Source organism: Lentibacillus cibarius, assembly GCF_005887555.1.
Taxonomy (GTDB): Bacteria; Bacillota; Bacilli; order Bacillales; family Amphibacillaceae; genus Lentibacillus; species Lentibacillus cibarius.
The window spans coordinates 2,580,300-2,600,916 of record NZ_VCIA01000001.1 but is presented as its reverse complement, the minus strand read 5'-3'; the positions used below and the strand labels follow the sequence as shown (position 1 = coordinate 2,600,916).

Genomic DNA, 20,617 nt, shown 5'->3' with positions numbered 1-20,617 from the left:
ATTATTCTTCGAGCAAAAATCATTCAACTATCCATGGAATAAAAATAACCTTATATCCTTGTTAACAAAAACACTCACAAACATTGGTGTATCAATATTTGTGAGTGTTTTATCGTTTTTTTAAATTATTTTGTTTTCATCTAAAGATACCGGTGGTGGGGCTCGAACCCACACTCCCGTAGGAACACGATTTTGAGTCGTGCGCGTCTGCCAATTCCGCCACACCGGCATAAAAGTTGTACTTGGAGGCGGTAACCGGATTCGAACCGGTGATAAAGGTTTTGCAGACCTCTGCCTTACCACTTGGCTATACCGCCAAAAGAAAAATATAAAGAAAATGGAGCGGAAGACGGGATTCGAACCCGCGACCCCCACCTTGGCAAGGTGGTGTTCTACCACTGAACTACTTCCGCTTTTACTGGCTGGGCTACCAGGATTCGAACCTGGGAATCACGGGATCAAAACCCGATGCCTTACCGCTTGGCTATAGCCCAATATATCGATTATAATGGGGCGACCGGTGGGGATCGAACCCACGAATGCCGGAGCCACAATCCGGTGCGTTAACCACTTCGCCACGACCGCCATAATAGAAATTATGGCAGGGGTAGCAGGAGTCGAACCCGCATCAAAGGTTTTGGAGACCTTCGTTTTGCCATTAAACTATACCCCTATTTATTTAAATGGTGGAGGGGAGGGACTCGAACCCCCGAACCCTGAGGGAGCGGATTTACAGTCCGCCGCGTTTGGCCAACTTCGCTACCCCTCCATATCCTATATTTGGAAAAGGTGGCTCGAGACGGAATCGAACCGCCGACACACGGATTTTCAGTCCGTTGCTCTACCGACTGAGCTATCGAGCCTTAAAGGTGTTAAGCAATGATAAGATTTAATTTAAAAATGGCGGTCCGGACGGGACTCGAACCCGCGACCTCCTGCGTGACAGGCAGGCATTCTAACCAACTGAACTACCGGACCATGTTAAATTGTTTTGGTTGCACTCATGAAGCACAACTGATATTCATTTAGCAATGATAGTTATTCGACGTAGTTAATTGAATAATTTTGGTTGCGGGGGCAAGATTTGAACTTGCGACCTTCGGGTTATGAGCCCGACGAGCTACCAGACTGCTCCACCCCGCGATATGAAATAAATAAGTGAAATATGGTGGAGGATGCAGGGCTCGAACCTGCGACCCCTTGCTTGTAAGGCAAGTGCTCTCCCAGCTGAGCTAATCCTCCGACGCACAGGATGTGCGATTGCATGTATTTACATGCCGTCAACTCTATCCTTTAAATTAATGATGACCCGTACGGGATTCGAACCCGTGTTACCGCCGTGAAAGGGCGGTGTCTTAACCTCTTGACCAACGGGCCACAAAGATAATTATAATGGCGGAGAGCGAGGGATTCGAACCCTCGAGACCGCGATAGCGGTCTACACGATTTCCAATCGTGCTCCTTCGACCACTCGGACAGCTCTCCATGGCTCCACAGGCAGGATTCGAACCTGCGACCGATCGGTTAACAGCCGATAGCTCTACCACTGAGCTACTGTGGAATATACCAAAGGAAATGCCTGGCGACGTCCTACGCTTGCAGGGGCAAGGCCCCAACTACCATCGGCGCTGGAGAGCTTAACTGCTGTGTTCGGCATGGGAACAGGTGTGTCCTCTCCGCTATCATCGCCAGACCCTAAAGTTATGAATGATTTTGTCTCCCGCAAAACTTGAAATATAGGAGCTTTAATCAAAACCTTTTATAACCAAGTGGTCGACTGATTTCTTCGTGCCAATAAATATTATAATGGTTTTTTTGAAAAAATCAAGGGTAAATTTGAAATTTACACCCTAAAAACTAAATAAGAGTGTGATTCAACGACTGTAGTAGTAGTTAAGTCCTCGATCGATTAGTATCCGTCAGCTCCACGTGTCACCACGCTTCCACCTCGGACCTATCAACCTCATCGTCTCTGAGGGATCTTACTCACTCGAAGTGATGGGAAGTTTCATCTTGAGGGGGGCTTCATGCTTAGATGCTTTCAGCACTTATCCTTACCACACGTAGCTACCCAGCTGTGCTCCTGGCGGAACAACTGGTACACCAGCGGTGTGTCCATCCCGGTCCTCTCGTACTAAGGACAGCTCCTCTCAAACTTCCAGCGCCCACGACGGATAGGGACCGAACTGTCTCACGACGTTCTGAACCCAGCTCGCGTACCGCTTTAATGGGCGAACAGCCCAACCCTTGGGACCGACTACAGCCCCAGGATGCGATGAGCCGACATCGAGGTGCCAAACCTCCCCGTCGATGTGAACTCTTGGGGGAGATAAGCCTGTTATCCCCGGGGTAGCTTTTATCCGTTGAGCGATGGCCCTTCCATGCGGAACCACCGGATCACTAAGCCCGACTTTCGTCCCTGCTCGACTTGTAGGTCTCGCAGTCAAGCTCCCTTGTGCCTTTACACGCCATGAATGATTTCCAACCATTCTGAGGGAACCTTTGGGCGCCTCCGTTACTTTTTGGGAGGCGACCGCCCCAGTCAAACTGCCTGCCTGAAACTGTCTCCGGGCCGGATAACGGCCCTGGGTTAGAATGTTCGTACAGCCAGGGTGGTATCCCACGGGTGCCTCCGCGTAAGCTAGCGCTCACGCTTCGACGGCTCCCACCTATCCTGTACAAGCTGTACCAACATTCAATATCAAGGTGCAGTAAAGCTCCACGGGGTCTTTCCGTCCTGTCGCGGGTAATGCGCATCTTCACGCATAGTATAATTTCACCGGGTCTCTCGTTGAGACAGTGCCCAAGTCGTTGCACCTTTCGTGCGGGTCGGAACTTACCCGACAAGGAATTTCGCTACCTTAGGACCGTTATAGTTACGGCCGCCGTTTACTGGGGCTTCGGTTCAACGCTTCGCCCGAAGGCTAACGCATCCCCTTAACCTTCCAGCACCGGGCAGGTGTCAGCCCCTATACTTCGCCTTTCGGCTTCGCAGAGACCTGTGTTTTTGGTAAACAGTCGCTTGGGCCTATTCACTGCGGCTCAGACTCAGCCTGAGCACCCCTTCTCCCTAGGTTACGGGGTCATTTTGCCGAGTTCCTTAACGAGAGTTCTCCCGATCACCTTCGGATATTCTCCGCGCCTACCTGTGTCGGTTTGCGGTACGGGCACCTGTGAACTCACTAGAGGCTTTTCTTGGCAGTGTGGAATCTGGAACTTCGATCACAATTGACCTCCCCATCACAGCTTGGAATTATTGGACGGATTTGCCTGCCCAACTTCCTCACTGCTTGGACGCACACATCCATCGGTGCGCTTTCCGTATCCTGCTGCGTCCCCCCATCGTTCAAACGCTCACGAGGTGGTACAGGAATATCTGCCTGTTATCCATCGCCTACGCCTTTCGGCCTCGGCTTAGGTCCCGACTAACCCTGAGCGGACGAGCCTTCCTCAGGAATCCTTAGGCATTCGGTGAAAGAGATTCTCACTCTTTTTTCGCTACTCATACCGGCATTCTCATTTCCAGGCGCTCCACCAGTCCTCACGGTCTGACTTCACAGCACCTGGAACGCTCTCCTACCATTGTTCGTAAGAACAATCCGCAGCTTCGGTGATACGTTTAGCCCCGGTACATTTTCGGCGCAGCGTCACTCGACCAGTGAGCTATTACGCACTCTTTAAATGATGGCTGCTTCTAAGCCAACATACTGGTTGTCTGGGCAACGCCACATCCTTTTCCACTTAACGTATACTTAGGGACCTTAGCTGGCGGTCCGGGCTGTTTCCCTTTCGACTATGAACCTTATCACCCATAGTCTGACTCCCAAGGTTTCACGTTGCTGGCATTCGGAGTTTGACTGAATTCGGTAACCCGATAAGGGCCCCTCGTCCAATCAGTGCTCTACCTCCAGAACGTATACCTTGAGGCTAGCCCTAAAGCTATTTCGGAGAGAACCAGCTATCTCCGTGTTCGATTGGCATTTCACCCCTACCCACACCTCATCCCCGCATTTTTCAACATACGTGGGTTCGGGCCTCCTGTCAGTGTTACCTGACCTTCACCCTGGACATGGGTAGATCACACGGTTTCGGGTCTGCGCCCGTATACTTCATCGCCCTGTTCAGACTCGCTTTCGCTGCGGCTCCGTGTCTTCCACTTAACCTTGCATACGAACGCAACTCGCCGGTCCATTCTACAAAAGGTACGCCGTCACCCATAAATGGGCTCCGACTACTTGTAGGCACACGGTTTCAGGTTCTATTTCACTCCCCTTCCGGGGTGCTTTTCACCTTTCCCTCACGGTACTGGTTCACTATCGGTCACTGGGTAGTATTTAGCCTTGGGAGATGGTCCTCCCGGATTCCGACGGAATTTCTCGTGTTCCGCCGTACTTAGGATCCACTCCGGAGGAAACTGCCTTTCGACTACAGGGCTCTTACCTTCTTTGGCCGGCTATTCCAGACCATTTCGTCTAAGCAGTTTCTTGATAACTCCGATGGAGTGTCCTACAACCCCGAAAAGCAAGCTTTTCGGTTTGGGCTGGTTCCGTTTCGCTCGCCGCTACTCAGGAAATCGCGTTTGCTTTCTCTTCCTCCGGGTACTGAGATGTTTCAGTTCCCCGGGTTTACCTTGCGTATCCTATGTATTTAGATACGCATACTATCCCATTACGGACAGCGGGTTCCCCCATTCGGAAATCCCCGGATCACAGTTTGCTTACAACTCCCCGAGGCATATCGGTGTTAGTCCCGTCCTTCATCGGCTCCCAGTGCCAAGGCATTCACCGTGCGCCCTTGATCACTTAACTATTGATGTCGTTGAATACTTTACTCTTATTTAGTTTTCAAGGTGCAAATAACGCCACCATATATGGTGGGCTACAATGAGGGTTCACTCCCTCAAAACTGAACCAAACAACCGAGTATGACTTTTATAATTTAACTTCAATGCCTACCGATAGTATATCGATGACGAGAAGCTTCCGTTTATTGCATTCCTTAGAAAGGAGGTGATCCAGCCGCACCTTCCGATACGGCTACCTTGTTACGACTTCACCCCAATCATTGGCCCCACCTTCGGCGGCTGGCTCCAAATGGTTACCTCACCGACTTCGGGTGTTGCCAACTCTCGTGGTGTGACGGGCGGTGTGTACAAGGCCCGGGAACGTATTCACCGCGGCATGCTGATCCGCGATTACTAGCGATTCCGGCTTCATACAGGCGAGTTGCAGCCTGCAATCCGAACTGAGAATGGTTTTATGGGATTTGCTTCACCTCACGGATTCGCTTCCCTTTGTTCCATCCATTGTAGCACGTGTGTAGCCCAGGTCATAAGGGGCATGATGATTTGACGTCATCCCCGCCTTCCTCCGGTTTGTCACCGGCAGTCACCTTAGAGTGCCCAACTGAATGCTGGCAACTAAGATCAAGGGTTGCGCTCGTTACGGGACTTAACCCAACATCTCACGACACGAGCTGACGACAACCATGCACCACCTGTCACTCTGTCCCCGAAGGGAACACGGTATCTCTACCGCTGTCAGAGGATGTCAAGACCTGGTAAGGTTCTTCGCGTTGCTTCGAATTAAACCACATGCTCCACCGCTTGTGCGGGCCCCCGTCAATTCTTTTGAGTTTCAGCCTTGCGGCCGTACTCCCCAGGCGGAGTGCTTAATGCGTTAACTTCAGCACAAAGGGGCGGAAACCCCCTAACACCTAGCACTCAACGTTTACGGCGTGGACTACCAGGGTATCTAATCCTGTTCGCTACCCACGCTTTCGCGCCTCAGCGTCAGTTACAGACCAGAGAGTCGCCTTCGCCACTGGTGTTCCTCCACATCTCTACGCATTTCACCGCTACACGTGGAATTCCACTCTCCTCTTCTGCACTCAAGCCTCCCAGTTTCCAATGACCGCTCGCGGTTAAGCCACGAGATTTCACATCAGACTTAAAAGACCGCCTGCGCGCGCTTTACGCCCAATAATTCCGGACAACGCTTGCCCCCTACGTATTACCGCGGCTGCTGGCACGTAGTTAGCCGGGGCTTTCTGGTCAGGTACCGTCAAGGCATCGCCCTATTCGAACAATGCTTGTTCTTCCCTGGCAACAGAGTTTTACGATCCGAAGACCTTCATCACTCACGCGGCGTTGCTCCGTCAGACTTTCGTCCATTGCGGAAGATTCCCTACTGCTGCCTCCCGTAGGAGTCTGGGCCGTGTCTCAGTCCCAGTGTGGCCGATCACCCTCTCAGGTCGGCTACGCATCGTCGCCTTGGTGAGCTTTTACCTCACCAACTAACTAATGCGCCGCGGGCCCATTTGTAAGTGGCAGCTAAAAGCCGCCTTTTAGCTTTCTCCCATGCGAGAAAAAGTATCATCCGGTATTAGCTCACGTTTCCGCGAGTTATCCCGATCTTATAGGTAGGTTGCCCACGTGTTACTCACCCGTCCGCCGCTCGTTCCACAGGCGCATGCCCCGAAGGGCAATTGCCTGCTTCCCGCGCTCGACTTGCATGTATTAGGCACGCCGCCAGCGTTCGTCCTGAGCCAAGATCAAACTCTCAAAAAAAGTTTGTGATAAGACTGACGCCAATCAGTCTTCATGTCTTAGCTTTAAAATTGATTCCAGGGATTGAAATCTTCATTAAATCAAATGATTTAATTTCCAACTTCTTACCTCTGACATCTTTTGTCATACTGGCTGTTTTGTTCAGTTTTCAAAGAGCGAACTTAATTGACTTTTTTGCCAAATCAACTTTTTCAGTTTAACAAATAATCATGTTGATGTCAACAATTGATTTATTTAATTTGTTTTGTTGAAAAAGCGACTTTATTAATATATCACCTTGTAGAAGCAAAGTCAATAACTTTTTTATTTTTTAAAAAGTGTTTGTGGTGCTCCTTAAAGCGACGGTTACTAATATAACATGGCTCCCTTTGTTAATCAAGGGAAAATCTATAAAATTTTTGTCGGCTAAATTCGATATGAATTTTTGCGACGGATATAAATGTACCATGTATATAATCACTAGTCAACAACTTTTTTAAACAGTATGTGTCAATCTTTTCTCGATGTGGTTGTCACACCAATATATTTGGCACTCTATTTTTGTACACGTTTTCCGGCTACCGCGCTGTCGCTTGGTGGCCTGCATGTTTTCGTCACGTTCCAAAACCCGGAACCTGACAAAAACATGCAGGGTATTACCTAAAACTCTTCATCAAGTTTCCTATCGCTGATGAATGGGCTGTATATAAACTGATGGAACCTTCTTTTGCGCCAATCGATGGGCGTGTTGGCTGATTCAAATACTCCGTCATGCGAACGGTCTTTTCAACGTCTCGCTGCTTGCGTGCGCTTCGTTTTTGGGATGTGAGATAAACATCCCGCAACGTGTTATTGAGGATACCCTGTTTTACTTTCACCATAGCTTCACTGCCTTCTACGCTCCAATGCATCCCCCGTCTTTTCATCCGGAAAGAAACGCGACGCTGATTGGATTCCATAGCCCCTAAGCCTCGTGCGTCTTCTGGCGGGTCTTCCACTTTCTCACGCCAGTCAAAAATACGATCCCAATTGTGCTGAATGTAAGTTCGAAAACCGTTTACCTTTTCTACCTGTTTTGCGTTTTCCAGGGTACTTTCGTATGTATCCAGCCAAAGTATGAACTGTTGCCAATCGTGTTGTTTTAACGCTTTTCTTATCCCGTCCTTAAATTCACTCTTTTCACCGCCTAATGCCCGATTTAACGCCTGAGCTACATGGTAAGCGTCAAGTTGATTCAACACGGGATAACGGGACTGGGAAAAGGCTTCCTGGAACCGTTCAGCTGTGTAGCCCTGCCCGCCATCACTATTTGTCACAACCTGCGTATTCTCCAGCGAATAACCATGGGCCGCATATGACTGCACCTCTTTCCAAAAGTCATCAGTCGGCTTCGTTGTCATGATTACGTGTTGATTGCTGAGTGAGACCCGTTTGCCATTTTTGACCCAGCCTTCATGCATAATCGCATGCCGGACCTCATGGCTTTTCTTTTTCTTTGTAGAACGGACAAAAACGCCATCTGCCTCTGTATATAAATAGTCAACTTCTTTTCCCTCCGGAAGGGACGCTGCTTCCTCCAGTTCAGCCGCCAGTTCCACATCAGCCTGGGACTGCGCATCTCCAACACGCTTCACGATACTCCCGACTGTTTGATGACTCATCGTTACGGGGGTCCATTCCTTCAAAGTTTGGACTGATGCACGATACGTGCTCTCACTAGCCAATTCAGCCACTTTTACCTCCGTCAGGGGACTGTATCGTTGACTTTTCCGAAGACCAGCCCACTCATCAAAGGGATAGTGAGAATCACCTTTCAGGTCATGCATTAATGTATGCCGAAAACGAACTGCCCCAAACGTGAATTGAACCGTTTTCCAATCTTCACGCTCGACAGTCCAGCCCAACTTCTGTTTCTCAGCTTTAATCACCTTATTAATCTGTGTGAACACTTCCCCCATCTGGGAAGCAAACACCTCATACATATAGAGTCGAATGCTTTCTTCCAAATCAACTAAGTTGTTTGTTTCCTTTATTAATGCGTATAATCTTGATATAATAGTTTCCATGAGAAGGCCTCTTTCGAAATGTATTTGCCCGTCAAAGCATACATTTATGATAGAGTGCCTTCTCTTTTTTGACTAGAAAATTGCCTCAGGTGGCCCCGAGAATTATTTTACACATATTTTAAACAAACTAAATAGATCACTATACAATCAGCAACAAAAGAAAAAAACATATCAGAATCAGGAGAACCGGCAAGCGGAAGCACTAATTTACACGCTTTTTAAAATCCGGCTACCGGTTTCTCTAGCTCAGTTTACATGATACCTTCGTAAATAAACACCACCAACCTTTGTTTCCTCTTTCTCCACTGCCAGTATGCCTTTCTCCGTTAAATAATGAAGTATTGCCGTTAAGCCAAATACATAGGAAGCTATTTTAGAATGATTTTTTAGCTCTTCATAAGACCATGAGCTTTTTTCTTCCATTATCTCCAATAGATGTTTTGCTGATACCTTTGCTCTTCTGCTAATCACAAAGTCGGCAGCTAGCATCATCAGCTGTACCCGCTTGGCTATAGGTTCATCACTTTCAATTAATTCATCGTACAGTTTATATATTTCAGGATCTATTTTCTTCACCTGATTCCACAGTGTTACTTCAGGGTGATATCCTTTTTCGACTAATGCAAGCCTGGCAAGATAATGAAGGGTACGAACCATTCTACTAAAAGCATCTTTATATTGTTCGGACATATAAAGATCCCTAGCTTCACTATAACTTTTGAGCAACTCGCCGAACTCCATTGCTTTGCGTAAATCTCTTTTTTCATGTGGAAACCTTCTTAACTGGTCTTTCAATTTTGAAATGTATCCATCACGATCAAAAACAACCTTACCGGCAAATATCCACTCTACAGATTTTCGATTCCCATTAGTATCAATCCATTTATTAAGTGAGTTCTCGGTCAAGGTAAGCATTGCTGCGGTTTTGTTATTGAATTCGTAATGTTTTTCGTGATGATCGGTATTTGACGCTTTTACAATAACAAGCATAATCACATCAAAATTATCGGTAATTGAACTGTCCGGTTTCGTCTTCTCAATTAAAATGATACCCAATGTATTGGCATCGTTTATTTGTTCTTGATAAATTGGTTTGAATAATTCTTTCATTTAACTTCCTCCATTACGTTGAATACTATCTATTTCGTTATGATTAGGAGAAATCCTTTTTTAAACTTAAAAATCGTTTAGATAAATCATGACTAATATCATGTTTTATGTTCGTAAAGTTTATTTTCCACAGACATACGTAACGGTAAAAAATTTCACCCTGCATTATCAGACAGTAAGAACACCACTTCAAGCATCTGATTAAATCAAAAATGCAATGGTCGATCAACCGCTTATATAGATTTAATTCTATTCAACGATCATTCAATGAGGGAGAATAGCGTTTTTGCTTTATTATAATAATCCAAAATGTGCTATACTGACGTGTGAAGGATTACAAGGAGGACATATAAATGGCTGAAAATCTGGTTTATTCCAGCAAAATAAATAAGATCCGTTCTTTTGCGCTTATTTTAATTTTTGTCGGTTTTGCTATTATGTACGGTGGGCTGCTGGCTAAAAAAATTGAATGGCTGATGCTGATCTTATTTCTAATCGGAATCTTATTTATACTACTAAGCTGTGTTGTTTATTTCTGGATTGGCATGTTATCTACCAAGGCTGTTTCAATCGTTTGCCCAAACTGTGAAAAACCGACAAAAATGTTGGGCCGTGTTGATGCTTGCATGCATTGTAAACAGCCGTTAACGCTTGATAAGGATTTGGAAGGTATGGAATTCGATGAGAAATACAATAAACGGAAATACCGGAAACAAGCAAAGTCGAACAAAAAGCGGTGATTTGATTGTTTCGGCAAAACCGGTAAGAGCGTCCTTTATTATGGATCCAGCGCATATAGTTTTCCGCTAAACATAAAAAATCCAGCACCCTAATAGGAGCTGGATTTTTTTAAGTCTTTTTCATCAATGTTTCGCTGTTTCAGTTTTTTGGCAGCTTTCACAAGTACCGTAAATTTCCATTCGGTGATGACTCACATCAAAACCGGTAACCTGTTCTGCCAATGACTCTACTTCATCCAGTATTGGATAATGAAAGTCCTCAATTTTCCCGCACACTTCACAAATGATATGATAATGTTCACTTGAATTGTAGTCATAACGGCTTGATGAATCACCATACGTCAATTCACGAACAAGCCCGGTTTCGCGAAGCACACGTAAGTTATTATATACAGTGGCAACACTCATATTTGGGAATTTGCTCTCGAGGGCTTTATATATGTCATCAGCTGTTGGGTGAATCGTTGAATGAAGAAGGTATTCAAGAACCGCATGACGTTGTGGTGTTATACGCACACCAGATTCTTTTAGTGTATTAATCGCTTCCTGCAATCTTTCATCAGACACCGTCATGCACCCCACTTTCCCGTATTTTTGATATCTAATAATATTCTTATATTATAATTCTTATAATTAGTGTACCTGTTTTTGTGCTGTTCTGTCAATATAAGTATATTTCCAACGTGATAATAATATTAATTTGAACGAAAAACGAGCGATTTTATAATTAAAATCGCTCATTTAAAGTATTAAATTAGGATGCGACTAGTTTCCACACGCAAATCATTTTGGCTAGACATTTGCCCGCTATCAGAGATGTCGTTCCCTTGTCCCCTTTTTCTGTATAAATACGCACATCTAATAGCCCTTTGTTACATCGATTCGATTCACAAAATCATTCCGGTTTTGTAAATATACCTTAAGATTCTCCTCAAATACCTCTAGTGCTCGTTTTTGGTAATGTGGTGAAATGCCGGACATGTGCGGGGTGACTGTAACATTTTCCATTGTCCAGCGTGGGTCGTTTTCCGGTAATGGTTCTTCTGCAAACACGTCAAGCACAGCATGGGCAATCTCACCTTCCTGGAGTGCCCTGATGATGTCATCGTCACGGACCGCATCACCTCTACCCATGTTTAGAAACACGGCATGATTCGGCATCTGTTTGAAATGATCATACGTGAAAAAGCCTTTTGTTGATGGTGTACTCGGCAACACAGAGACGACGAAATCAACCTCGGGCAACACGGTTTCCATTTTACTTTGGGAAAAATTTTTGTCGAAATACTCCAAATCCCTCCCGCTTCTCGATACACCGTATACCTTCATTCGAAACGCTTTGGCAAGTCGCGCTACTTCCTGGCCTATTGCACCTGTACCGGCAATAAGTATTGTTTTACCGGTTATTTCTTTCATGCGTACCGATCGATCCCACTTTTTGGCTGCTTCGTTTTCAATCAGCTGTTTCTCCTGACGATACACTTGCAAGAGCATTGAAATTGCATATTCAGCCATCGGGACTTTATGTATTCCTCTAGCATTCGTCACCAGAATGCCTCGTTCATTTATTGCCTCGAACGGCAGTTGATCGATACCGGCTGATATCACCATAATCCACTTGAGATTTGTTGCCTGACTGATGATGTCGGCAGAAAGGTCTTCCCCAAACGTAATCAAAATCTCAGCATGCTTTATTTTATGTTTAGCCTCGTCCATATTACTGCAGAAAATAAATGTTGCATTCGGGTAGTGTTCGCGCAATGTTTTCCGGTGTTTTTCCGAAATCTTTGCTGAAGATAAAATGACCAACCCAATCCCCTCCAAACTATTATCCACTCTCTATGGTAATCGTTTTCAACTGAAAATTCCATCAAAATAGAAGGCAGCCCAAGATTGATGGACTGCCTTATTGCTTTAATTATTCTCCCTTAAATAATTGAGTGCCTCCTCAACATGCCCGTCGACTTTTACTTTACGGAATTCCTTTTGTAAGTTGCCCTCTTTATCAATAATGAAAGTGGAACGTTCGATGCCGTAGAACTCTTTTCCGAAGTTTTTCTTTAACTTCCACACACCATAATCCGCTGCCACTTTATGATCCTCATCTGCAAGCAGCATAAACGGCAAATCATGTTTATCAATAAATTTCTGGTGGCGCTCGGCAGGGTCCGGACTTACACCAATGATAACCGCATTCAGCTCACTGAAGGACTCCTGTGCATCACGAAAATCGCACGCTTGGTTTGTACAGCCGGGTGTCATGTCTTTCGGATAAAAGTAGAGAACGACATGTTGACCCCGGAAGTCAGACAGGCTTACTTGTTTCCCGTTCTGATTCGGCAGTGTGAAGTCCGGTGCTTGCTCGCCCACAACAGTACGCATGTAGTATCCCTCCATTCCAAATCTCTATTATGTTCACTATAGCATATCAGTATTCCTGTCTCTATCTTTGTGATTGGATTGCACCAATTTCAGTACGAAAGCAGCCGGCAAATGTAACCAATTAATGCTTGGATCAGCGCGATTATCCTTCCAATACCAATCGGTGTGATGTCACCATAGCCAATTGTCAATAAGGTAACACCACTAAAGTAAATGGAATGAACGAGTGACCCGAACACACTGACTTCCCGTAGTTCGCCATTCTCGACCAGTAAAATTTGATTCATAGACAAAATGAAATAAATTAATGCGAAGCCAAAAATAACAATGAGATAGATAACTAAAAGTGTATAAAATATTTCTGCGGAAAACCGGCTTTCTTGCATATTGCTTAGCTTTCCACTACGGACAAAGGTAACAATACTAACAAAAACGATGATAACAATCGCCGACATGATCAACCATGAAATAAGATTCATACTATCCCTCGCTCTATACTCATCCTATGCTTATCCACTCCATTAATTACCACCTATTTATAGAAAAACTAATGTTTATTGTGCATGTACTCCATTCATGAGAGGGAATAAGTGCCATTCCACTCTCATTTTTGATATAGTTGAATCTGGAAATCATCAGATTGAGTTGCAATAAAGTCATGCAACCATTTTAGGAGGCATTTTTAATGGACTTTTCTACATCAAAGGCATTATACGAAGAAGCATGTAACCATATTGTCGGCGGAGTGAACTCGCCGTCACGCGCCTATAAGGGTGTCGGTGGCGGGACACCGGTATACATGGAACAGGCAAAAGGCGCTTATTTCTGGGATGTCGATGGCAATAAATATATTGATTACCTAGGAGCATACGGACCGATTATCACTGGTCACGCGCACCCACATATCGCCGAAGCCATCAGCCATGCCGCTCATAACGGGGTTTTATATGGCACACCAACAAAGCTCGAGAATCGGTTTGCTAAAATGTTAAAAGAAGCAATCCCATCGCTGGAAAAGGTGCGATTTACCAATTCAGGAACCGAAGCTGTCATGACAACGGTCCGTGTCGCCCGTGCCTATACTGGACGTGATAAAGTCATCAAGTTTTCTGGTAGTTATCATGGCCATTTCGATTCAGTATTAGTTGAAGCAGGATCCGGACCGGCGACACTTGGCACGCCTGATTCTGCTGGGATTCCGCAGTCTGTTGCCAGAGATGTCATTACGGTACCATTCAATGATCTGGATACATTCCGAAAAGCAATGGAGCGCTGGGGTGATGAGATTGCGGCCGTACTTGTCGAACCGATTGTCGGCAATTTCGGCATTGTCGAGCCGCGTGAAGGATTCCTGCAAGGGGTCAAGGATATCACCCATGACGCCGGCGCGCTTGTCATTTATGATGAAGTGATTGCCGCATTCCGATTTACATACGGTAGCACACAGCAGATTTATGGTGTTGAGCCGGATATGACAGCCATGGGTAAAATTATTGGCGGCGGTCTGCCAATCGGTGCATACGGCGGTCGTCAGGACATCATGGAACAGGTAGCCCCGCTCGGACCTGCATATCAGGCAGGAACAATGGCGGGAAACCCCGCCTCAATGGCTTCGGGAATTGCTTGCCTGGAAATACTGCAGGAAGACGGTGTCTACGAAAAACTAGACGCACTTGGCAAGCGACTGGAACAAGGCATTTTACAAAAAGCATCTGAATCAGGTATTCCAATTTCTGTAAACAGGGTATGTGGTGCCATGACCGTTTATTTTGGTGGTGGTAACGTTGAAAACTACGAACAAGCTGAAGACAGTGACGGCGAAGCATTTTCTGAATTCTTCCATCTGATGCTGGAACAAGGGATTAATCTGGCACCGTCCAAGTTCGAAGCATGGTTTTTGACAACCGAGCATACTGAAAGTGATATTGATCAAACGATTGATGCAGCTGGAAAAGCATTTGCGGCTATGGCGACAAAATAATAAGACTTACATTATTAGATATGAGTTCATCTCCAATTAATGTATCTTTTCTATAATCAAAAGGCAAAACATCCTTTCTAGGGTGTTTTGCCTTATTTTGATTCAAATTATTTTGTTATCGCATTTTTTATAAAGCTGTTTTTCCATCGTATCAAATTGAAGTTACATTCACTAATAGTTGCTTTCAAGTTACTATATCACTGATCGTCGTCCAAATGCTGCACCTGATACAGATCATAATAATGTCCTTTTCTTTCCATCAGTTCAGCGTGTGACCCTATTTCCTTAATCTCACCGCCTTCAATAACGACAATCCGATCAGCATGTGTAATGGTAGATAGACGGTGAGCCACAATGAAGGTAGTCCGGTCTGATGCAAGACGTTCCATTGCTTCCTGAATAATGTGCTCACTTTCTAAATCAAGTGCTGATGTCGCTTCGTCAAAGATTAAGATCGGCGGATTTTTAAGAAATACACGGGCAATGGCGATCCGTTGTTTCTGACCACCGGAAAGTTTCACACCTCGTTCGCCGACAAGTGTATCATAGCCGTACTGTAGCCCTGTAATAAAATCATGCGCATTCGCTGCTTTTGCTGCAGCCTTCACTTCTTCGTCTGTTGCATCTGGGTTCCCCATCCGGATGTTCATGGCAATTGATTCACTGAACAATATGTTATCCTGTAATACCATGCCGATATTGTTGCGCAGTGATCGTGCCTGCACGTCACGAATATCGGTGCCGTCTACCTTAATGGATCCATCGGTTACATCATAGAAACGGGGAATAAGACTGACAAGCGTTGACTTTCCGCCACCACTGATACCGACAAACGCGATGGTTTCGCCACTTTCGACGTGAAGCGTCACATCTTTTAACACGTCTGCTTCCTCTTCCTCATACTTGAAGGAAACATGGTCTACATTAATTTTTCCTTCCACCCGGTCTAGTTTTTTTGCATTTGGTTTATCGACAATATCATACGATTCATTCATCAAATCAAAGACACGATCAATTGAAGCCACGGATTGTGTCAATACCGTGGAAGAACTAATCAGCCTGCGTAGCGGATTGTACACCTTTTCCATATACAAGACGAATGCACTCATGTCACCAACAGAGACGTGTCCGTTAATCACTTGATAGCCAGCATACCCAATGACCAATAATGGCGCGAGATCGGTAATTGTATTCATCACCGCGAATGTCTTTGCATTCCAGTCGGTATGGTTCAATGCTTTTTGCAGGAAATTCTCATTTCGTGAATCGAATTGGTCCTGTTCATAATCTTCAAGCGCAAAGCTTCTCGTCACCGGAATTCCCTGCACACGTTCATGCAAATGTCCCTGCACTTCAGCCAGTGACTGGGATCGTTCCCGTGTTAGGCGTCTGAGTTTGCCGTAAAAAAATTTGACCGAAAAACCGTAGAATGGGAACAAAATAATGGCGACAATGGTTAGGCTGACGTTCATTGTCAACATAATGACGATAGCAATTAAAATTGTGATCATATCCAGCCAGATGTTCATCATTCCAGTTACGACAAAAGTTTTCGTCTGTTCGACATCATGTATTACCCGGGAAATAATTTCCCCGGTTTTTGTCTGAGAATAGAACCTGAGGCTCAATTTTTGTAAGTGGTCAAACAGCTTATCCCTGATGTCATAAAGGATTGTGTTGCCTACCCATTGCGCCAAATATTGTCGAAAGTATTCTATCGGCGGACGGATGATCAGAAATATGACAAAGGCTCCACCCATAAGCCAGAATAATTGCTCCAGTTTTGCAGCATCTGTCATGTCATTCGCATTAATAATATGGTCGATAACGTATCTCAAAATCAGTGGCATAAGAAGCGGAATACCGAATTTGGCGATGCCGACCATTACCGTTATTAGAATTTTCCATTTATACGGTCGGACAAACTGCAAATATTGTTTAATATTGCTCATACACATCAATTCCTTGTAGTAACATTGAGTAAAAAAAGAAAAACCTTGCTACAATTGGTAACAAGGAAACAGAATGACACTTACTGCATTATAAGGCTTTGGCAGGCGATAATCAATTGAACTGTTTATCGGTATGTCAAGTACCGTTCGTACCATTGATCGATAAAATCGGGAGCAAACGGACCCTGGCGCTGTCTAATCCATCTCAGTAAATAATCAACATTCTGCCGAAGAATCCGATCAAGGACAACAGGGTAACTCATTTGATTTTTATGTTCAACATATTCATCCTCATCCAATAAATCATAAGTCATATCAGGATAAACTTTTACATCCAAATCATAATCTATATATTTCAAAGCTTCCTCATCGTAAACGAATGGTGAACTAATATTACAGTAATAATAAATGCCATCATTACGTAGCATACCAATTATATTGAACCAATACTCAGCGTGGAAATAACAGATAGCGGGTTCCCTTGTTATCCACGACCTGCCATCACCTTCTCTGACAGTTGTCTTATCATTCGCCCCAATGATCACCATATCCGTACTTTTTAATACAAGCGTACGTTCCCACACGCGGTGCAATTGACCATTATGTTTATAACTATGTATTTGTATTGCCGTTCCTGCATCTGGTCCAGCCATCCTATCGCTCCTTAGCTGCCATTTTAATCGTTGTCTTCCTATTATAAGCCTAACCTTGGAATTGATAAAGTGAAACTTACTTCAGACAGATACCTCGCGAATATCATTATCAGTTCCAGCGTTACAACAGAGATGGGAGCACCCTTAATGACTAAGTACGCAACATCCTGTGTGGCGGCTGTGCATCGGAGCCGATTGGGGCTTAACTTGCAAGTATACTTTCTTAGCTTTCAAAAAAGAGCTCCCTGGAGAAGGAAGCTCTAAAATTTGGGGTGGATGTTATTTTTTATTTTGCTTTGACTTTTGGTTTTGCTTTTTCACTTCTTGTGCGTTTGTTTCAGAAGCAAATTCAGTACCGTACTGACTTTGTCCTTGTGCTGCCTGCTGGTTTTGTTGTTTTACTTGTTGTACGTTAGTGCCAGCAACAGTTTCTTTTGGCTGTTTGTTTTTAGCCATTTCTATCACCTCCGCGTTAATTAATCTGCCCACGTACTGATTTACTATCCGTTCAAGATGCTGTTAAAATTAACTGTAAAAGTGATAAAATGGAAATAACGCAACTACTTGCATAACTGCAAACTAAACTTAACGGAGATATTTCATCATTTTTTGATGTGATACTGGAAATGGATATTCATCCAATTTATCTCCGCTTATTATTTTGAGCCGCTCGTCTGTCACTTTTGTACTTGCCGTTGTCGCTTCATAAATTTCGAGTTGCCAGACGAGGTGGGTAAATACATGTTTAAGGTTACCTTTTTTGGCCTTCTTTGTAATATCTATCCCGTACTCCATATGGAACCACTGTTCGATATGGTCATTTCCAATCTCGGCTGTTGGCACCATTGGGAATTGCCACATATTTGCTAATAAACCATCGGCAGGACGCTTTTCAATCACATAATGGCCCTTATCGTTTTGGATGAGTAAAACGGTATAAGGAACGACTTTCTGTTTTTTCTGCTTTGATTTGACTGGGAGCGCTTGTTGGACACCTTCTTGGAAAGCCCGGCAGTAATCCTGAACTGGGCAGAACATGCACATTGGTTCTTTAGGCGTACAAATGAGCGCCCCCAGCTCCATCATTCCCTGATTGAAAGACGAGGGATCATCATGTGATATAAGCGATGCAGCATATGTTTCAAATTTCTTCCTGGCACTTGTTTTTGCAATATCATCATCCATTTTTAGGACGCGGGATAAAACACGCATCACATTGCCATCTACTGCTGGTTGTGGTTGGTTATACGCAATCGATAAGATGGCACCTTTCGTATATGGCCCTATTCCTTTAAGGGACCCAAGTTCATTCGGGTCATCCGGTACTTTCCCATCATAGGAAGCAACCACTTCCTGAATAGCGTGTTGCAAATTCCGTGCGCGGGAATAATAGCCAAGACCCTCCCATGTTTTTAATACTTCCTGCTGATCTGCATAAGCCAAATCGCGTGGCGTCGGATATTTAGATATAAACTGTTTAAAATAAGGGATAACGGTGTCAACTTTTGTCTGCTGTAGCATAATTTCGGATACCCATACCTTATATGGATCCTGATCTGCACGCCATGGCAGATCACGTTTATTGGCATGATACCATTCAATTAATGCGTTCTGAAATGCAGAAGTGTTGAAATTCTGTAATACTTTATCTGTCATTCTGATACATCCTCTATGTTACAATTAAAATGTGATAAGTAAGTATGTCCAATGAACTCATGCTGTTCAAGGAGGACTTCCAATTATGGATACAGGAACCCATATCGTGATGGGCATTGCAATCGGCGGTCTCGCTACTTTGGATCCAGCTGTACAGCAAGATCCTGCATTGTTTAATGCTGTACTGGCCGGGACTGTCATTGGCTCCCAAGCACCTGATTTTGATACAGTTCTTAAATTACGGAATAATGCTGTTTATATACGGCACCACCGTGGTATCACCCACTCAATACCGGCAGTTCTTATGTGGGGAGTACTAATTGCCAACATCATTCATTTACTCGCTCCTGATTCCAATTTGCTACATTTGTGGGCCTGGACAGCACTGGCAGTGGTTATCCATGTCCTTGTTGATATCCCCAACGCATACGGGACGCAAGCCTATCGTCCTTTCACTAGAAAATGGGTCGCACTTGGGTTTATCAATACATTTGACCCGTATATTTTCACACTGCACATTGGCGGGATAGCTGCGTGGATGTTTGGCGCTAATCCCGGTTATACGTTTCTGATTATTTATGCGGTTGTTGTGCTATACTACATTAAACGGTATATGGATAAACGGGAAATCGTCAAAAAAATCCAGGATCATTTTTCGGATATTGTACAAATTGCCACTTCCCCGACCATTAAACAAAATAAATGGCGAGTAGCCATTACAACAAAAGACAACTTTTATGTCGGATCCGTAGAGGATGGCCACATTGAAATTCTTGATGAGTTTAAAAGGATTCCTCTGCCTGACAATCAGCTGTTCCGTCTGGCAAAACAGGATAAGAATATTGCTGCATTCCTGTCATTTTCGCCTGTTTACCGGTGGGAAGTGAATACATTTGACGATTATACCGAAGTTCGCCTTATCGATTTACGGTATCGATCCAATGAACGTTACCCGTTTGTTGCCGTTGTTCAAATCGATGATCATATGCGAATTTTGAATTCCTACACTGGATGGATTTTTTCCGAGCAAAAACTACAAAGCAAACTGGATGTTGGTGATAATCCCATATAAATAATCACCTGCTCTCCATTTTATCATGAATCTTAAAAGAACCCGGATATCCAGCCGGGTTCTTTGTATGTCATACAGCTCTAGTTTTTCTGTATGCGATAGCCGCTCAGTCGTCCTTTTCCCCTAATAATGAAATCGGTAATGCTTCTTCCTTTTCATACACTTCGCCAAGCAAGTTGACACGGTGTCCCCAAGCAAACACACCGTTTATATAGTTAATTTTAAATTTATACCCGGGATCGCCCTGCAATTCGTATATGTGCTCCGGAACAAAATCATCCGGATTCATTGTATAGGCAATGGCAACCTGCATTTTCCGTTGATTAATCGCAACTTCACTAATATTTCCCAGTTGCTCAGCTTTCTGTGCCTTTTCTTTCAGCCGGCCTACTTCTTCTCTTAGTTGTTCAACTGTATAATCACTATATCGGAAATCCATTTATTTAAGCTCCCTTCCT

General features: G+C 44.5%; 14 protein-coding genes, 14 tRNA genes and 3 rRNA genes. 3 read left to right on the top strand and 28 right to left on the bottom strand.

What is annotated here, in order from left to right; translation table 11 throughout:
- Positions 1-147: 147 nt before the first annotated feature.
- The 19 genes from FFL34_RS12785 to FFL34_RS12695 all read right to left on the bottom strand — a co-directional run bounded on the left by FFL34_RS12785 (position 148) and on the right by FFL34_RS12695 (position 9,723).
- Positions 148-229, bottom strand: a tRNA-Leu gene (locus FFL34_RS12785).
- Positions 230-243: 14 nt separating this feature from the next.
- A tRNA-Cys gene (locus FFL34_RS12780) sits at positions 244-317 on the bottom strand.
- Between the two features lie 21 nt (positions 318-338).
- Positions 339-413: transfer RNA gene (locus FFL34_RS12775), tRNA-Gly, on the bottom strand.
- Positions 414-419: 6 nt separating this feature from the next.
- Positions 420-494 (bottom strand) — tRNA-Gln (locus tag FFL34_RS12770).
- Between the two features lie 15 nt (positions 495-509).
- Positions 510-585: transfer RNA gene (locus tag FFL34_RS12765), tRNA-His, on the bottom strand.
- Between the two features lie 14 nt (positions 586-599).
- Positions 600-673 (bottom strand) — tRNA-Trp (locus tag FFL34_RS12760).
- A gap of 11 nt (positions 674-684) precedes the next feature.
- Positions 685-769, bottom strand: a tRNA-Tyr gene (locus FFL34_RS12755).
- 21 nt (positions 770-790) lie between these two features.
- Positions 791-863, bottom strand: a tRNA-Phe gene (locus FFL34_RS12750).
- 38 nt (positions 864-901) lie between these two features.
- Positions 902-978 (bottom strand) — tRNA-Asp (locus tag FFL34_RS12745).
- 88 nt (positions 979-1,066) lie between these two features.
- Positions 1,067-1,143: transfer RNA gene (locus FFL34_RS12740), tRNA-Met, on the bottom strand.
- 23 nt (positions 1,144-1,166) lie between these two features.
- A tRNA-Val gene (locus FFL34_RS12735) sits at positions 1,167-1,242 on the bottom strand.
- A 63-nt stretch (positions 1,243-1,305) separates the two neighbouring features.
- Positions 1,306-1,377, bottom strand: a tRNA-Glu gene (locus FFL34_RS12730).
- A gap of 16 nt (positions 1,378-1,393) precedes the next feature.
- Positions 1,394-1,485 (bottom strand) — tRNA-Ser (locus FFL34_RS12725).
- 1 nt (position 1,486) lies between these two features.
- Positions 1,487-1,561: transfer RNA gene (locus FFL34_RS12720), tRNA-Asn, on the bottom strand.
- A gap of 16 nt (positions 1,562-1,577) precedes the next feature.
- Positions 1,578-1,693, bottom strand: a 5S ribosomal RNA gene (gene rrf, locus FFL34_RS12715).
- A gap of 196 nt (positions 1,694-1,889) precedes the next feature.
- A 23S ribosomal RNA gene (locus FFL34_RS12710) occupies positions 1,890-4,808 on the bottom strand.
- Between the two features lie 194 nt (positions 4,809-5,002).
- Positions 5,003-6,568: ribosomal RNA gene (locus tag FFL34_RS12705) — 16S ribosomal RNA — on the bottom strand.
- The 16S, 23S and 5S rRNA genes sit together here with 14 tRNA genes alongside, the layout of an rRNA operon.
- Positions 6,569-7,203: 635 nt before the next feature.
- Positions 7,204-8,613: an ISLre2 family transposase gene (locus tag FFL34_RS12700; RefSeq protein WP_138601467.1), complete on the bottom strand. Its 1,410-nt coding sequence runs from the start codon at positions 8,611-8,613 to the stop codon at positions 7,204-7,206.
- 246 nt (positions 8,614-8,859) lie between these two features.
- The gene (locus FFL34_RS12695) at positions 8,860-9,723 is read right to left on the bottom strand and encodes a nucleotidyltransferase-like protein (protein WP_138603760.1); all 864 of its coding nucleotides are present in this window, start codon (positions 9,721-9,723) and stop codon (positions 8,860-8,862) included.
- Positions 9,724-10,076: 353 nt separating this feature from the next.
- Between FFL34_RS12695 and FFL34_RS12690 the strand changes: the two genes are divergently transcribed.
- Positions 10,077-10,463, top strand: a complete 387-nt coding sequence (locus FFL34_RS12690) for a YgzB family protein (RefSeq protein WP_138603759.1) — start codon at positions 10,077-10,079, stop codon at positions 10,461-10,463.
- Positions 10,464-10,586: 123 nt separating this feature from the next.
- On the opposite strand, the gene perR is transcribed toward FFL34_RS12690, so the two are convergent.
- The 4 genes from perR to FFL34_RS12670 form a co-directional block, all read right to left on the bottom strand.
- Positions 10,587-11,036, bottom strand: a complete 450-nt coding sequence (perR, locus tag FFL34_RS12685; RefSeq protein WP_138603758.1) for a peroxide-responsive transcriptional repressor PerR — start codon at positions 11,034-11,036, stop codon at positions 10,587-10,589.
- Positions 11,037-11,321: 285 nt separating this feature from the next.
- Positions 11,322-12,272, bottom strand: a complete 951-nt coding sequence (locus tag FFL34_RS12680; RefSeq protein WP_138603757.1) for a D-2-hydroxyacid dehydrogenase — start codon at positions 12,270-12,272, stop codon at positions 11,322-11,324.
- A gap of 105 nt (positions 12,273-12,377) precedes the next feature.
- Positions 12,378-12,845 carry a thioredoxin-dependent thiol peroxidase gene (gene bcp / locus FFL34_RS12675; RefSeq protein ID WP_138603756.1) on the bottom strand — a complete coding sequence of 156 codons (468 nt, stop codon included), beginning with the start codon at positions 12,843-12,845 and terminating at the stop codon, positions 12,378-12,380.
- 89 nt (positions 12,846-12,934) lie between these two features.
- The gene (locus FFL34_RS12670) at positions 12,935-13,324 is read right to left on the bottom strand and encodes an ion channel (protein WP_325053275.1); all 390 of its coding nucleotides are present in this window, start codon (positions 13,322-13,324) and stop codon (positions 12,935-12,937) included.
- A 206-nt stretch (positions 13,325-13,530) separates the two neighbouring features.
- On the opposite strand from FFL34_RS12670, the gene FFL34_RS12665 reads away from it, so the two are divergent.
- Positions 13,531-14,826 (top strand): glutamate-1-semialdehyde 2,1-aminomutase, encoded by a 1,296-nt coding sequence (locus tag FFL34_RS12665; RefSeq protein WP_138603755.1) that lies wholly within the window; start codon positions 13,531-13,533, stop codon positions 14,824-14,826.
- A 197-nt stretch (positions 14,827-15,023) separates the two neighbouring features.
- On the opposite strand, the gene FFL34_RS12660 is transcribed toward FFL34_RS12665, so the two are convergent.
- From FFL34_RS12660 to mutY, 4 genes are all read right to left on the bottom strand, one after another.
- Positions 15,024-16,778, bottom strand: coding sequence for an ABC transporter ATP-binding protein (locus FFL34_RS12660; protein WP_138603754.1), 1,755 nt, complete (start codon positions 16,776-16,778; stop codon positions 15,024-15,026).
- 125 nt (positions 16,779-16,903) lie between these two features.
- On the bottom strand, positions 16,904-17,431 hold the full coding sequence (gene ntdP, locus FFL34_RS12655) for a nucleoside tri-diphosphate phosphatase (protein ID WP_138603753.1): 528 nt from the start codon (positions 17,429-17,431) through the stop codon (positions 16,904-16,906).
- 279 nt (positions 17,432-17,710) lie between these two features.
- The gene (locus FFL34_RS12650) at positions 17,711-17,887 is read right to left on the bottom strand and encodes a gamma-type small acid-soluble spore protein (RefSeq protein ID WP_138603752.1); all 177 of its coding nucleotides are present in this window, start codon (positions 17,885-17,887) and stop codon (positions 17,711-17,713) included.
- 129 nt (positions 17,888-18,016) lie between these two features.
- Positions 18,017-19,087 (bottom strand): A/G-specific adenine glycosylase, encoded by a 1,071-nt coding sequence (gene mutY / locus FFL34_RS12645; RefSeq protein ID WP_171046361.1) that lies wholly within the window; start codon positions 19,085-19,087, stop codon positions 18,017-18,019.
- A gap of 85 nt (positions 19,088-19,172) precedes the next feature.
- Here mutY and FFL34_RS12640 point away from each other — a divergent pair, with 85 nt between their 5' ends.
- A complete protein-coding gene (locus FFL34_RS12640; protein ID WP_138603750.1) occupies positions 19,173-20,159 on the top strand; it encodes a metal-dependent hydrolase in 987 nt (328 codons plus the stop codon).
- 106 nt (positions 20,160-20,265) lie between these two features.
- Here the strand turns inward: FFL34_RS12640 and FFL34_RS12635 are convergent, their stop codons facing one another.
- Positions 20,266-20,598 carry a YfhH family protein gene (locus FFL34_RS12635; protein WP_138603749.1) on the bottom strand — a complete coding sequence of 111 codons (333 nt, stop codon included), beginning with the start codon at positions 20,596-20,598 and terminating at the stop codon, positions 20,266-20,268.
- Between the last annotated feature and the right edge of the window lie 19 nt (positions 20,599-20,617).